This is a genomic window from Acinetobacter gerneri DSM 14967 = CIP 107464 = MTCC 9824 (assembly GCF_000368565.1).
In the GTDB taxonomy this organism is placed as follows: Bacteria; Pseudomonadota; Gammaproteobacteria; order Pseudomonadales; family Moraxellaceae; genus Acinetobacter; species Acinetobacter gerneri.
In genome coordinates this window covers 236,469-251,411 of record NZ_KB849533.1, presented here as the reverse complement: position 1 = coordinate 251,411, position 14,943 = coordinate 236,469, and the positions used below count along the sequence as shown (strand labels likewise).

17 protein-coding genes are annotated in these 14,943 nt (G+C 36.6%); 12 read left to right on the top strand and 5 right to left on the bottom strand.

Annotated elements, in window-relative coordinates; genetic code table 11:
- The first annotated feature begins 1 nt into the window (after position 1).
- Genes F960_RS21415 through F960_RS23190 form a run of 3 tightly spaced genes read left to right on the top strand, consistent with a single transcriptional unit; the run spans position 2 to position 3,384 of the window.
- Positions 2 to 859 carry a fimbria/pilus outer membrane usher protein gene (locus F960_RS21415; protein ID WP_004855286.1) on the top strand — a complete coding sequence of 286 codons (858 nt, stop codon included), beginning with the start codon at positions 2 to 4 and terminating at the stop codon, positions 857 to 859.
- A 6-nt stretch (positions 860 to 865) separates the two neighbouring features.
- A complete protein-coding gene (locus F960_RS21410) occupies positions 866 to 2,380 on the top strand; it encodes a fimbria/pilus outer membrane usher protein (RefSeq protein WP_004855284.1) in 1,515 nt (504 codons plus the stop codon).
- Positions 2,371 to 3,384: a Csu type fimbrial protein gene (locus F960_RS23190; RefSeq protein WP_004855281.1), complete on the top strand. Its 1,014-nt coding sequence runs from the start codon at positions 2,371 to 2,373 to the stop codon at positions 3,382 to 3,384. Before F960_RS21410 ends, F960_RS23190 begins: the two co-directional genes overlap by 10 nt.
- Positions 3,385 to 3,486: 102 nt before the next feature.
- On the opposite strand, the gene F960_RS01470 is transcribed toward F960_RS23190, so the two are convergent.
- The gene (locus tag F960_RS01470; protein ID WP_004855279.1) at positions 3,487 to 3,966 is read right to left on the bottom strand and encodes a Csu type fimbrial protein; all 480 of its coding nucleotides are present in this window, start codon (positions 3,964 to 3,966) and stop codon (positions 3,487 to 3,489) included.
- A gap of 573 nt (positions 3,967 to 4,539) precedes the next feature.
- On the opposite strand from F960_RS01470, the gene F960_RS01465 reads away from it, so the two are divergent.
- Both F960_RS01465 and F960_RS01460 read left to right on the top strand, forming a co-directional pair.
- The gene (locus tag F960_RS01465) at positions 4,540 to 5,247 is read left to right on the top strand and encodes an HAD family hydrolase (protein WP_004855275.1); all 708 of its coding nucleotides are present in this window, start codon (positions 4,540 to 4,542) and stop codon (positions 5,245 to 5,247) included.
- 482 nt (positions 5,248 to 5,729) lie between these two features.
- On the top strand, positions 5,730 to 6,476 hold the full coding sequence (locus F960_RS01460; protein WP_004855273.1) for an IS5 family transposase: 747 nt from the start codon (positions 5,730 to 5,732) through the stop codon (positions 6,474 to 6,476).
- Positions 6,477 to 6,646: 170 nt separating this feature from the next.
- Here F960_RS01460 and F960_RS01455 read toward each other — a convergent pair whose 3' ends face one another.
- The 4 genes from F960_RS01455 to F960_RS01440 form a co-directional block, all read right to left on the bottom strand.
- Positions 6,647 to 7,504 (bottom strand): hypothetical protein, encoded by an 858-nt coding sequence (locus F960_RS01455; protein WP_004855269.1) that lies wholly within the window; start codon positions 7,502 to 7,504, stop codon positions 6,647 to 6,649.
- A 122-nt stretch (positions 7,505 to 7,626) separates the two neighbouring features.
- A complete protein-coding gene (locus F960_RS01450) occupies positions 7,627 to 7,839 on the bottom strand; it encodes a hypothetical protein (RefSeq protein WP_004855266.1) in 213 nt (70 codons plus the stop codon).
- A 262-nt stretch (positions 7,840 to 8,101) separates the two neighbouring features.
- The gene (locus F960_RS01445; RefSeq protein WP_004855264.1) at positions 8,102 to 9,208 is read right to left on the bottom strand and encodes a glycosyltransferase family 4 protein; all 1,107 of its coding nucleotides are present in this window, start codon (positions 9,206 to 9,208) and stop codon (positions 8,102 to 8,104) included.
- Positions 9,209 to 9,250: 42 nt separating this feature from the next.
- Complete coding sequence (locus F960_RS01440; RefSeq protein ID WP_004855260.1) at positions 9,251 to 10,186, bottom strand: LpxL/LpxP family acyltransferase; 936 nt, start codon at positions 10,184 to 10,186, stop codon at positions 9,251 to 9,253.
- A 134-nt stretch (positions 10,187 to 10,320) separates the two neighbouring features.
- Between F960_RS01440 and F960_RS01435 the strand changes: the two genes are divergently transcribed.
- From F960_RS01435 to F960_RS01405, 7 genes are all read left to right on the top strand, one after another.
- Complete coding sequence (locus F960_RS01435) at positions 10,321 to 10,872, top strand: O-acetyl-ADP-ribose deacetylase (protein ID WP_004855257.1); 552 nt, start codon at positions 10,321 to 10,323, stop codon at positions 10,870 to 10,872.
- 72 nt (positions 10,873 to 10,944) lie between these two features.
- Positions 10,945 to 11,916: an acyltransferase family protein gene (locus F960_RS01430; protein ID WP_004855255.1), complete on the top strand. Its 972-nt coding sequence runs from the start codon at positions 10,945 to 10,947 to the stop codon at positions 11,914 to 11,916.
- 84 nt (positions 11,917 to 12,000) lie between these two features.
- The gene (locus F960_RS01425) at positions 12,001 to 12,876 is read left to right on the top strand and encodes an urease accessory protein UreD (protein ID WP_004855252.1); all 876 of its coding nucleotides are present in this window, start codon (positions 12,001 to 12,003) and stop codon (positions 12,874 to 12,876) included.
- Between the two features lie 87 nt (positions 12,877 to 12,963).
- The gene (locus F960_RS21405) at positions 12,964 to 13,593 is read left to right on the top strand and encodes an SEL1-like repeat protein (protein WP_004855249.1); all 630 of its coding nucleotides are present in this window, start codon (positions 12,964 to 12,966) and stop codon (positions 13,591 to 13,593) included.
- Between the two features lie 278 nt (positions 13,594 to 13,871).
- Entirely contained in the window at positions 13,872 to 14,174 is a 303-nt protein-coding gene (ureA, locus tag F960_RS01415) for an urease subunit gamma (RefSeq protein WP_004855246.1), read from the top strand.
- 18 nt (positions 14,175 to 14,192) lie between these two features.
- Entirely contained in the window at positions 14,193 to 14,498 is a 306-nt protein-coding gene (locus F960_RS01410) for an urease subunit beta (RefSeq protein ID WP_004855243.1), read from the top strand.
- Positions 14,495 to 14,941 carry a GNAT family N-acetyltransferase gene (locus F960_RS01405; RefSeq protein ID WP_035373422.1) on the top strand — a complete coding sequence of 149 codons (447 nt, stop codon included), beginning with the start codon at positions 14,495 to 14,497 and terminating at the stop codon, positions 14,939 to 14,941. The genes F960_RS01410 and F960_RS01405 overlap by 4 nt, the downstream gene beginning before the upstream one ends.
- Positions 14,942 to 14,943: the final 2 nt, after the last annotated feature.

The following is a 14,943-nucleotide window of genomic DNA, read 5'->3' as shown; positions in this document are numbered from 1 at the left end:
AATGAAAAAAACATATTGTTGTGCTGTACTTCAAGTTCTTGGTTTTGGTTTGTTTTATTCTTATTCAGATCAAAGTTTCGCTGATGACAATCCCTCTATTTCTACTGCGCAAACTGAGCAGGATTTGTATTTAAATGTTGTTTTAAATCAATCTTCAGATGAGGTGATTGGACATTTTCTACAAACTGAAAATGATTTATTGGTTGATCGTGAAACCTTAGCTAAGCTGCATTTAAATGTGCAATTGGCAGATGAAGCAAATCACCCCAATTTTATCAGCCTAAATAAAATTAATGGTTTGGCTTCCCAATATGATGCTTCTCGTCAGTTGATAACTTTGACGGCTTCGGAAAAATTACTCGGTGCATTTGAACAAATCGTAGGTTACGACCGTATCACACCTGCATTGGTCAATCCTGATCAAATGAAACCGGGTGTGTTGTTCAATTATGATTTTTATGCACAGCAAAATAAAGATAGCTGGTCTTTAAGCGGTTGGAATGAACTGCGTTTTTGGGGTTTGTCACAAGGCAGTGTTTTTAGTATTTCTGCCAATCATCTTTATACTAAAACAGATCAAGACGAATCATTTAAAAGTGAAGTTTTAGATACGTATTGGCAAAAAGATTTTCAGGATAAAGCAATCACTTTGACTTTGGGTGATAGCCAATCAAGAGCTTTAGACTGGAGCCGTTCCACGCGTATTTCAGGTTTGAGAATCGCAAAAAATTATAGTTTACAACCCTATCAAGTGACTTCACCTTTAGAGTCTTTTAAGGGTTCCGTGCTATTGCCATCGACGGTTGATCTGTTAATTAATGGTATTAAACAAAGTACCAATCAAGTTTCGCCAGGATAATTCAATGTGCAATCTGTACCTTCGATTACGGGTGCGGGCAATGCACAATTGGTGATTACTGATCTCAATGGTCAACAACGTGTGGTCAATTTTTCATTGTTCGGTTCTGCACAATTGTTACGTGAGGGATTGGCAGATTGGGATGTCAATCTAGGGGTCAGTAAACTTGATTATGCGATTAAATCATTTAGTTATGGTGATGACCCCGTTTTCAATGGTTCTTATCGCTATGGTTTGAGCAATGATACAACCTTAGAAAGTCATGCTGAATTTGGCAAAGATTTATATATGTCAGGCGTGGGCGTAGTACAACGTCTACCGAGTACGCTAGGGATTGTGAATGGTTCATATAGTTATAGCCAGTTCAACAATGATGCAGGTCAGCAGTACAATCTAGGCTATGAATGGAGTAATAAAGTTTTTAATGTTTCATTAAAACATCAACAAGCCACTGATCAATATGCAGATATCGCAACTTCGCAAGGTTATAGTTATACCAAACGCTTAAATCAGGCTTTTGTGGGTATCAATACGCCTTATGGTCAGTTTGGTGGTAGCTATGCTGAACAAGAATACGAGCAAGCCAAAAATAAATTTGCGATTTTTAATTGGTCTTATGTATTTGCTTCGCATCGCTATTTAAATTTCAACATGACACGTGATCTGGAAAATAAAAATAATTCTTTCTATTTATCTTTAAATATTCCTCTAGATCGTCAGACCAATGCAACGGTTTATGCGCAGCATGATGATGATACCAATAAGTATTCTGCAAGTGTTCGCCGTACCGCTATGCAAGACAAACCTGATTGGGGCTGGTTAGCAAATGCCAACTATACCGATTCAGATCATTATTTGATGCAGGCGCAATTGCAGCGTCAAAATAATTATGGCGAGTGGAATGTGGGTATTCAAAACTCGAAAATGAATGGTCAGGACTATACCACCAGTATGGCATCTACACGCGGAAGTCTGGTGATGATGCAAAATCATTTGTTTGCAATGCGCCAATCACTCGGATCTTTTGCTGTGGTTTCAACGGATGGTGTTGCAGACATCCCTGTACAAATTGAAAATAGAACCATCGGTAAGACCAATAAACATGGGTTGCTATTGGTAGATTATCTAAATGCTTATCAGCATAACAATATTTCGATTGATACATTGGCTTTGCCTGTAGATTATAAAATTGAAACAACACGAATAGATGCTGTGCCACATAACGGTACCGGTATTTTTGTGAAATTTCCTTTATACCGCATTCGCTCAATCCAATTTACGGCACATGATCTCAATGGTCAGGAGTTGGCCATGGGAAGTGCTGTTTGGAATCAAGAACAAAGTCCTGCGGAAAATCAACCTGCACAAACGATTGTTGCACGTGAAGGTTTGATTTATCTAGAAAATCCAAAGTCTTCGCATCTCTTTGTAGAGCATAATGGAGATTATTGTCAGATTGATTTGCCAGATTTAAGTCAACAATTTGGTTATATTGATTTAGGGAATTTAATATGCAAATAAGTCGTGATTCGGGATATTCTTCAAAAAAATATATGCTCAAATTACTGTATTTGATCAGCCTAAGTTGTGCGTTGATGTTCATTTTTCAAAGCCAAAGTCATGCAGCATCGACAGGTTCTTGCTGGCTTTCGGTTGATACCTTAAATTTCGGTTCGGTCAGTAGTAAAGGTGGTGTAAGCAGTACCAATGTTACGGTTAAATGTAATCAATATGGTCAGTCCAAACCTGTGCGCGTGACATTTTGCCTATTTGTACCAGAAGGAAGCCCGACTTTGGCGAGTAACCGTCGCCGTATTTCTTCAAATACTGGTGATGGCGATTTAAGTGCTTATCTGAGCTATGATTTATATTATGATTCTGCCATGACTCAGCGTATTGACACCAAAGCCAATGCTTCAAGTTTGGTATGTCAAAATAAGGTTTTTGGTGTTGGTCAAAATGATGCGACTTATACAGTACCGATCTATGGCAAAATTTATCCTGGTCAAAATGTAAAAGCTTCATATTACACAAGTTTTAATATGCCAATGACCCTAATCATGGCGTATAGCGAAGAAGCTTATCCAAGCAAAGAAACGGTGATTGCAACAGGTAAGAGTCAAACCAATAATTTGCTGGTTACTGCAAACTATGAAAATAGCTGTAATTTATATTCGACACCTGACCTAAACTTTGGACAAACCAGTGATTTATCCAACGCTGTTTCTGGTGTAACGACGATTTCATTGTCTTGTCCAACCAATACTTCGTGGAAGGTGGGATTGGATAATGGTTTAAATTATGATGGTACAAGTCGCCGTATGAAAAATGCAGGCAATTATATTAAATACTCATTATATAAATCAGCGGATTTAAGCCAGACTTGGGACAATACTACTTATTCACAAGGTACAGGAACGAGCGGAACACAACAGATCAACATTTATGGTCGAGTACCTGCACAAGGCAGTTTTTTCCCAGCAGGGGATTATGTTGATACGGTTACAGTGACTTTAACTTATTAAAGTAGAGTTCAATTCTACAGACCCAATTTATAATATGTACGATAAAAATTCCTGTGAATATTTTATGATTCACAGGAATTTTTTTATGAATTTTATATAAAATTAATAACTAATGACGGCTGTAACGGTGTCAGCATAACTGCCTGCAGGAACATTGGTATTTTGACTAAATACTTTACCCCAAACGCCGATTTGCTGAGTTGAGCCATTGCCAGTATTCGTATATGCGCTACTTGAATCTGTGCCCCAAACAACATTTTGGGCAGAATCTTGATAAAGCATATACGGAATGCTTGAGCTACTCGATAGACTATTTGACATCACACGATTACTTTTCAGTGCGATGTTATAAGGTGTTCCGCTTGTACAGGTCACATTTAAATTACCTTGTGCCGATACATCGCTAGAGGAGCGATTGATGCTTCCAAAATCAATGTCAGAAGCTTCTTGCGAAGAAATATTGCAAGTTTCTTTGATCGTAATTTTAATATTAAACTGCGTTGTATCTTGATTCGCAGCAAAACTAAAACTTGATGAACAGACTAAAGCACAAACTGATAGAGCAAGGACTGAAGTTTTCATAATCGATTATTTACGGGTACGTTGTTAAATTTTATGATAATTCAAAAAAATCGAATTAACCCTTTGTATACCCTTTATGTATTGAATTACTGTCCAATAAATAAATGGTACAAGGAAAAGATACAACACTTTTCAACTAAAAGTAAATATGGAGAGATTGTGTAAAAACACAACAAAATGTGCAAAAAAACAGCAATTTTCAATCATTTTCTAAGAATAATTATATTGTGAAGTTTGGCTACTTTAAGTTTCAATAAAATGTTTTTTAAATATATCTTTTAGATGTTCAATATTTCAGGAAAATCGGGGAATCTATAGACAAAAAATAAAGTTGAGTGTTTTGATTTATTTTAGAAAAACTAATGAGTAACAAATAATATTTTTACAAAAAAAGGATTATTTTTTTGATTTCCTGAGCAAAAGAATCAAGTATTAAATAGGCACTTAAATTTTAGAATAGTACTAAAACCTGAAAACTATCTGAAATGGCTGGTGAAAATTCGGCTACTTGAGTTTAGTTTAAGCTAAAAAATTTATACAATACAGCAATTCATTCTTTCATCAGGTTTTCGTATGTTCGAGCAAAAGAAATTAATTTGTTTTGATTTAGATGGAACCTTGATTGATTCGGTTGGAGTCTGGAATCAAGTTGATGCTGCGCTGATCGAGCAGTTGAGTGCAAAAAAAGTGGATTTATTTCAAATCCAAGCAGAACGTGATCAGAGTCTAAAACATTATAAAACTTATGCTGATCCATACTTGCAGTACTGTGCTTATTTAAAAGAAAAATATGAAATGTTGCTTAGTCCCGAGCAGATCAAGCAGCAGCGTTATGAAATATCTCATTATTTTTTAGATCAGGTGATAGATCTAAAACCTACTGTTGCTGAGTTTTTATATGCGTTAAAACAGCAAGGCTTTATCTTGGCATTGACTACAACCACCAGTATAAATAACGTGAATCGTTATCGTAAAAATAACGTGAAGATTAACCAAAAAATGAATATTGATGAATTATTTTCGTTGGTCTTAACTCGTGAAGATGTTGAAAATATCAAACCTCATCCTGAAATGTATCTCAAAGCGATGCAACATTTTGAGCTGAATAGATCAGAGTGTTTAATCTTTGAGGACTCTTTGATCGGGGTAGAAGCGGCGGTCAATGCGGGTATCGATGTCGTGGCTGTATATGATCAATATTCTCAACATGAACTTGAGCAAATCAAACAAAAGGCACAGTTTTATGTGGAGGATTATGCTCAATTGCTGAGTGATTTTTAATGTGCTTGATACGTTATTGTGACAAGATAGAATGCCACGGTTAGGCTGGTGGGTATCAATATCTACTATAAAAAATATATTTAAAATAAAATGATAGTAGGTTTTACATAAGTTGTTTTTTGCTCAAATTTATACTCTAAGCATTTTGCTTTAAAACGGAATAAAATTTGAAATTAAGGCAGGATGCCGTCCGTTGGTCTAGGGCGTTCCGCATTTTTTAAAGCAGTGCTTTAAAAATTGCTCAGGATGTATGCCCATTTGTTCGATAAATGGTTTTCTTGCGAAATATATTTCTCATTTGTCCGAAAACAAAGTAAAAAAGATTATCTACGCAAAGTAAGTTAAATTACTCATGGCAAAAGTGATCGTATGATACTTTTCACTCAAATACCTGATCATTTTTTAGGGTCTGTTGACATTTGTTGCCTAAAAAAATAGCGAGATAGTAAAATTAAATCGCCAAACCCAATTTTACCCCCGCTATGCCTCGTACAATGCTGAATGATCAACACTGGTCTAAGTTACTTTCTATTTTCCGTCACTTTAATATTTATCTCAAACTAAATTTAAGAAATTTTATCGAAGCTATTCTATTTCGTATCAGAACAGGTTGTCCTTGGAGAGATTTACCTCAAGAATTTGGTAAGCCAAACTCTATCTTTAAGAAATACAATCGTTGGTCTAAAAATGATAAGTTTATGAATATTTTTAAATTATTTAGTAAACATGCTGATAAAGAATGGATATTTATTGATGGTAGCCACGTACGGGCACACCAGCATTCTTCAGGTATTAATAATCAAGATATTTCCAAAAGTATCGGTGGTAATAGTTCAAAAATACATTTAGCAGTTGATTCTAATGGTAATCCCATTGAGTTTATTATTTCAGATGGAACTTCCCATGATATTAAGATAGCCCCTGATCTGGTATCAAAATTAGATTTAACTGAATCAGAAATATTATGTGCTGATAAAGGTTATGACTCAGACAACTTCAGGACTCAAATTGAGCAAACAAAAACTAAGTCAAATATTCCTAGAAAATCAAACACTAAGTCTAACAATGATCATATGGATTGGCATATCTATAAAATCAGGCACTTAGTTGAGAATTCATTCTGTAGGTTAAAACAATTTAGAGGAATTTCAACTCGATATGACAAGCTAAAGCGTAATTATCAAAGTGCTGTCGCTCTTGCTTGTATATTTATTTGGTTACCATTGTAGGTTAAGTTCCATACTGCAAATGTCAACACACCCTAATTTATGACGGAAATTTAATAGTTTTTTGTATGCAGTGATGAATAATCAACTCATCACTCAAGGCATCTAAAAAACCGTATTAAGCAGTGAACAGGTTTATAGATACCATGAGCCAAGGCGAGGGAGTGTCCTGATTATTGTGTGATCACTTTGTTGGCAATTTTAACGACTGTTCCAGCACCAGGTACAACAGTACTCGCCAATTCTGCACTGAGTTCGATGAGGTTGTCGCGAGTGAAGGTTTGGTCGAAGGTATTTTTAAACCAATTACCATTTTCAATGATTTCACCAGTAAGCCCATCGACCTCAATTACTCCGACTTTATCTGCTGTAGACCAATGATATTCAAAGGCATAAACAGGTCTAAAATATAAATAAAGTGAAGTAATCTCCTCTGAATCTTCTTCAATATTTGATGCATTAATCACTTGATTTTGCAATTCAGAGCGCACAATACTCGTCAATGAGTCAACTGAAAGAATGGGTTGAAGCACATTTTCAAGTTCGACTTGTTCAACCTCATTATGTCCAAATTTTTTAATATAATCAGTAAAAACCTGTGTTTTGACTTCACGTTTTAAACCATCAAAATAGTTTGAAAATTCGACGACACGATGGCAGTGTTCAATCACTGGCATGTCGACTTTGGTTTTGTCATTTTGTCTGGCAACAGGATAGATATTTTGGGAAGGATCATTCTTGATAGAGAGTGAAACAGCATGTGGATTGTGAACAGGGATAGGATAAGTGACAGCACAGGTGTAGTTTAAAATACGTTTACTTGCGACAAACCAAAAAGGTTCATAACGCAAGATTTGTTCTTTTAAGAGTACCGTTTCATCAGTTGGACGCTTTAGTGGATTGAATTTTGCAAACATGCCAAAAGCATTCAGTTTTTTCTTTTCAGCTTGTTGCTTTGCTGATTCAAACTCAAAAATTTTCTTAAATATAAAAATCTTATGATTTTCTGGTTTCACTTCTAACTTAGACATATTGGGTTCCATTTTATTAAGTTTTGTACTTTTATACGTAGATACTTAAAATATGTTAACCCAATTTGACTGTTTTTAAAAAACATTAAGCTTCAAATCAATATGAAATATGCATTGGTTTCTTATTTTGATTTAAAAATATATTGTGGATTTAGAACAAATTTTTCAATAATTTCGCCTTTTTCGTCTACCTCCCATGCACCAATGATGGCTGAAGAGGGCACTTCGGTTTTTTCATCATATATGCCATCTAAACGATAGACCCAACCATGTGGTAAAGATTTTGCCTCTAGGCGTTCTTGTGTTGTAGGTTCGAATTGTGATGTGCTATGCATATTTAACTTACTTCAAAAATCAAATCTAAATGGACTGAACCATCAATTTATAACAATATTTTAAAAGTATAATATTCTTTTTTTGTATACTGCTAAGCATTTTACGAACATTTGTTAGTCATTTCATACGATTGTATTTATTTTTCATGGGTTTATTTATATTAGACCGAGATGAAACAATTGCTTTCATCTCGATCATTAGAAAAGTAGAGTGAGATTGGGTAATTTTATTAATCAATACAAGCAGTGGATGATCAGCAGCTTATTTGAATTGAGTTAACTGTTTATATAATGCCAGAGTTTGATCGCACATTTCTTTTAAGCTAAAAGTGGTCACAGGAGCGACAGTTTGAGTCTGCTCGATATGTTTTTCGACAGCAGCCAACAAAGCGACTTTATCATCGACATCAATTAAACCTTGTGGATAGAGCTTTGATAAAATCTCAGCGACACCGCCACGTTTCCAACCGATCACGGGTGTGCCTACAGAAAGTGCTTCGAGGGCAGTACGTCCAAATGTTTCCGCTTGATTGGAAAGTGAAAGCACGATATCACTAAAAGCCAACCATTCTCGGATATCTGAGCGGTGACTGGTAAATGTGATTTTATCTCTTAGATTTTTATTTTGAATATTTTGTTCAAGTTCATCGAGATAAGCTGCCTTTTTAGGATCAGCACCGCCGACGACAACAGCATGAAGATTAGGGTATTTATTGCTTAATTTTTCCATCAATTCAATAAGTGTTTCATGACCTTTTAGACGTGTAATTCGTCCGGGGAGGCAGATCAGAAATTTATTTTCTAACTGAGGAAATTCTTCATAGGTTCTTAAAAACCACTGTGCAGGTGGTTGATAGCCATGTGGAAATGCTTTGGGATCAATCCCTCGATAAATACGGACTATGTCTTCTGGTGGGCAATTTTTATAATTATCAATAATGTATTGTACAACACTATCCGAAACTGCGATGACTTTCTCAGCCTGAGTCATGATCTGACTATAGCGATTGATTGAGTAGAAACCATGCACGGTGCTGATCAGATGCGGGCGTTTATGTGCCGCAATACCTTTTAAAGCAAAATGCGTGAGCCATGCAGGAACACGTGAACGAACATGTACGATGTCAGGTTGATGGTGTTCGATGACTTTTCTTAGAGGGCGAATTTGCCAAAGACTAGACAGCGCTTTTTTGTGAATCGCCAAATTTACATGGGTTGTTCCTTCCGATTCTAACTCGGGGACCAAGCGCCCACCATTGGATACCACGATAGACTCATGACCGTCAGCAATCAAAGCGCGTGCAATTTCCAAAGTACCACGTTCTACGCCACCACTATTGAGTTCTGGAAGAAGTTGCATAACTTTCATGAGAAAAATCCTTAAAATTTAGGGTGATTTAGCAATCGAAAATTAATAAATTTTCTCATAACCTTCAGGTCTAGTTTTAAAGCGACGATGGAACCACATATATTGTGTTGGCGCGATACGAAGCTGATTTTCAATAATTTTATTTACACGAGTAGCATCAGAGAGTTCATCTTCACTCGGCATAGGCAGAACTTCGGGTTCAATCAAAATATGATAGCGAGGATCTTTAATATCACCGTGACGATAGAAATATAAAGGCACAGCCGCTGCTTTTGAAATTTTTAATAAACGACGATGTGCGGTCACTGTTGCAGCAGGCGTACCAAAAAATGGTGCCATAATCCCTTGTTTTAAACCAAAATCTTGGTCAGGACTATACCAAATGGCATGACCTTCTTTTAAATGGCGAATCAAACCACGCATATCATCATGGTCGATTTGATTGGCATAAATCGTCGCACGGCAACGATAAATGAGCATGTCCAAAAGTGGATTGTTTTGTGGACGGTAGACCACATCAGGCTCAAAATATTGTGAGCAAATATAACCACCTGCATCGAGCATGGTGCTATGCGTACCTAATAGTAGTACGCCTTTGCCTGCAGCTTGAGCATTGGTAATATGTTCAAGTCCTTCGATCGTTACACGATTTTTAAACCATTTAGGCTTATACCATGCATTTAACGTTTCAAATACACCAATCATCATATCAATAAAGACTTGGCGAGCATTGTCATACACCTGTTCAGGCGTCCATTCGGGAAAACACACTTCAAGATTACGGATTGTGGTTTTACGACGGGATTTGAGTTTATTAAATGCGAAATTGCCGAGCCAACTTGCTAAACGATGCTGCACAGCCCACGGTAGGATCGCAAGTAACATGATAAATACGATGGCAATCCATACACCCCAAAATTTGGGAAGCAGAAAAGACCAATAAAATTGACCGGGAATATAGTGCTGTTTTTTGCTCATAGCCGTATTGGAAAGGACGATTTGTGGTTATGTAGGCAAAGTGTATCACGTTATGATTTTTAAGTTAAAAACTCGGATGATATAAAATCTAAATAAAAGATGAACAAACCCGATAAGTTTTTTGGAAAATGACAATGAAAACGATTCACTTAATTCAGGGCGATATCACCACACAAAAAGTTGATGCAATTGTCAATGCGGCCAATACCTCTTTGCTGGGTGGTGGCGGGGTAGATGGCGCGATTCATCGTAAAGGCGGAGCAGAAATACTTGAGCAATGTCAAGAAATTAGAGCCAAGCAAGGAGGTTGCTCGGTAGGTGAAGCAGTGATGACGACCGCAGGTCAACTTCCAGCAGAATACGTGATTCATACCGTTGGCCCGATCTGGCAAGATGGTCAGGCACATGAAGAAAATTTATTAAAAAATGCCTATCAAAATAGTTTGAAACTTGCAGAACAACAGCATTTCAATTCGATTGCTTTTCCCAATATCTCAACAGGCGTTTACCGTTTTCCTAAAGTACAGGCGGCTGCAATCGCGGTCGAAACGGTACGGGATTTTTTAAAACAGAGCACGCATACGCAAGAAATATATTTTGTGTGTTTTGATAAAGAAAATTTTCAGATTTATCAGCATTTACTAGAACAAACGCAAAGTCATGATATCCAAGTATTAGGGCTTTGATCGTTAGATATATAGCGTTTTAAATGTGGATTTAGCGCTATAATTGAATGATATTTTTACTGATTTTTGATCATGCGTAATCATTTTCTCGATACAAGCAAAGCCTTATTGATTTTTTTGGTGGTATTCGGGCATTTTTTAGAGCGCATGATCGGCTGGAACTTTCCTGAAAGTCATACACTGCTTGCTGTGATTTATTTTGTGCATATGCCTGCATTTATTTTTATTTCAGGGCTGTTATTTAAAGATAAAAATTATATAAAAAATATTATTTTCTTCACCGCTTTATATATTCCTTTTCAATTTCTTTTTCCTGCATTTGACGCGCTGTGGACAGGTCATTTTAACTGGACATTGCTACAACGACCGTATTGGATTTTATGGTACTTAGTTGCGATGATCTGCTGGACATTGTTGACACATTATTTGATCAAAACTAAATATCCAGTATTGATCGCAGTATTCTTGGCTATGTTGATCGGTTTTTCACCGTGGAATAATTATGATTATTCACTGGGGCGAATTTTTACCTTCTTGCCTTTTTTTGTGGTGGGGCAAGTCTATGGTCAAAAAATCATGCAATCGATCCAACAATTCCGCTATGCCACAGCAACTGCATTACTGATTTTTGTCACGATTTTAAGTGTGGTTGTGATCACAAATATCAGCCCATATTGGTTATATGGAAGTTTGAGTTATCAGCAATTAAAAGTTGATTGGCTGCAGGGCTCTTTGATCCGACTGGGGATTTATATCCTGTCTAGCCTTGGAATTGTGGCGGTTTTTGCGATCGCACATCTATTAAAAAATCGCTTTGTACAACTCGGACGAAATACCTTGCCCGTGTATTTATTGCATGGTTTTGTGGTTATTGGGCTTTCAAAATATATTTATTTTCACTTTCATATTGCTGTAAATATTGTGCTGTGTTTGCTCTTGTCTTTATTGACTTGTTTTGTATTGCAACATGCTATTTTTGATCGTGCACTGCGCAAATTGTCACTTTGGTTAATGAAACCAACAGAAAAAATTTGGGATAGATAAATTATAAAATAGTAAGATGTAAAGTCTTGGTGCAGTTTTTGCTTTGTTCTCGCTCGTTTGTTTTTATTTCTAAAATGGATTTGCATGCATAGCACTTTTCAATCGCCACTTGATCAAAATGCACAGTATTGGGTTGCAAAATTGGAGCTTGGATTTAGGGTGGATGAAAAGCGCACCATTTTATCTCACAGGAAACATTTTGGTCCTGTTCGGGTGCAAAAAATGCTATGGCCCGAAAAAACTGGGGTATGCCATGCGATTATTGTTCATCCGCCCGCAGGGATCGCAGGTGGAGATCATCTTACTTTTCAAATCCAGATAGAGGATGGCGCACATGCTGTAGTGACCACGCCTGGGGCTGGAAAATGGTATAAGAGCAACGGTAAACAGGCTTTTCAACACATTTATATTCATGTAAAAGATCACGCAATTTTTGAATGGTTACCCCAAGAAAGCATGCTCTTTAATGGTGCAAATGCAAATTCGGAAACTTTGATTCATTTAAGCCAAACTTCAAGTTTTATCGGATGGGATATGTTGGTGCTTGGACGCCAAGCTCGACATGAAACTTTTCAACATGGACAGTATCAAAATAGCTTTAAGTTATTTAGAAATAATCAATTATTACTGGCTGATCGTTTGCATTTTCAAGGTGGAGATCGTTGGCTAAGTTCTTGTCTAGGTATGAATCATCAGGCGGTCATGGGAAGCTTTTGGGCTGTTGCGCCTGAAAAATATCGAGCGAGTTTATACTTAGATGAGCATGTTGAGCTGATCCGTGAATTGATGATGCGGATGAAGATAAATGTGACTTTAACTGTATTGGATGATGTGATTTGTGCACGTTTTTTAGGTCAAGATGTTCGACAATGTCATGATGCATTCGCTGCAATTCGGGCACGATTACGTCGTTATTGGTATGATTTAGATGAAGAATTTCCAAGGATTTGGCGGACATAAATTGCTATTTTTATTGTAGAATTTTTTGAATATAATCTGAATTTGTAGAATTTTAAAAACTAAATCATCTTGATAAAAAGGACAAATATGAAAAAGTTATGGATATTGTGCAGCATGATTCCGATGATGGGTTATGCCGCAACTGAACAGGAAATTTTTCAAATCACTGCATCTGTATCAAATAATTCTATATTTAAAAATAACTTAGATAAATGTCCAGCAGATACTTCACCGAAAAAACCATTTGTAGACAAGCAAAATTATACTGAGGCACTTGAGATTTGTAGTGAAGATGCAAAGGGCTGTTATCAGCGCTGCACAGATAATCACGCTTATGCATGTTATTTTTCAGCCCAAATCGTACAAGAATCAAAGCAATATGTTGCTGCTGAACAATTATTTCAGAGAGCTTGTGAGTTAGGAGTGCCTTCCGCATGTACCAATCGAGCTGCTGGCGCTTTGAATTTTCTAGATAAAATCAGCTTGGATCAGAAACAATGTATTACCCGAACATTTGAAAAATCATGTGCTTGGGATGATCCATGGGGCTGTACGATGTATGCCAAACAAATTATCGAAGCTGATCAGTCAGAAAGAAGCTATAAAAAAGCCTTAGAGGTCCTGAAAAAAAGCTGTAAAAATGGTCTAGAAGATGAAGCATGTAGCTACGGCATGGACTTGAAGCAAGATATTTTAAATATTATGGGCTCAAAATAATTTATGTATTTTGCTACATAGTTTTGAATTTAATAGAAAATGCTGTTAGATGATCGAAATATCTATGATTAAAGTCATTAATTTTTATTATGAAAATATTGGATATTTAAAAATCATAAATGGCATTTTTTCAAGAATATACATTTTATTGAAAGTGAGAGCAAATCTCACTCTTTTATTTAAATCAAATTTTACATTACAAATCCATTTTCCTGTCGATTTAAGCAAAATGTGCATAGTTTTTGCATAACAAAAGTAGATGCAAATAAGGACAAAAAATGGAACTCAATCCGACTGAAAAAGACAAAATGTTGATTTTCACCGCAGGTTTAGTTGCTGAACGTCGAAAAGCGCGTGGATTGAAGCTGAATTATCCTGAAGCTGTAGCTTTTATTTCCGCAGCACTTTTGGAAGGCGCACGAGATGGCATGACCGTGAGTGAGTTGATGCACTATGGCACAACGCTGTTGAGTCGTGATGATGTCATGGATGGTATCGCTGAAATGATCGCTGAAGTTCAAGTTGAAGCGACATTTCCAGATGGATCAAAACTGGTCACGGTGCATCAACCCATTGTTTAATCATTAGAGAAAAATGCCATGATTCCCGGTGAAATCATTACTCCAGATGCGGATATTGAACTCAATGTTGGTCGCCAAACGCTAAAAATAACGGTGGCAAACCTTGGCGATCGCCCTGTACAAGTGGGTTCTCATTTTCATTTTTATGAAGCCAATGATGCTTTGCAATTTGATCGTGAAGCAGCCAGAGGTTATCGCTTAAATATCGCTGCGGGCACTGCGATACGTTTTGAACCCGGACAAAGTCGGAGTATCGAGTTGGTCGCATTGGCTGGTAAAAGAGAAGTATATGGTTTTGCTGGACGAGTTATGGGGAAACTATGATGCAAGATTTTTTTATACGTGAGGCTACTTTAGAAGATATATCCGATATTACAGCGATTATAGAGCCATATACTCATCAGTTTGTAATAGCCCACGAAGGTTATAGTCATTTCACAACAGAAGCGATTAAAAAGGTCTTACAAAAAGAGGGGATACGTTATTTTGTTGCAGTAAAAGATGGTCTTGTAATTGGTGTGATTGCTTATCTTTTACCTGCACATTTAGTCCATTTCTTTGTCAAAAAAAGCAATCAAGGAAAAGGCGTAGGGCGTAAATTGTGGCATTTTGTTGAGAATTTAGCCTTACAGCAAAATATTGCAGAATTCACTGTTAATTCTAACTGCGAATCACAAGTTGTTTATGAACATTTGGGCTTTAGCCAAACAGGACCTGTAGCGGATCGTGCAGGATTGAGATTCGTACCGATGAAGAAAATTTATTGATT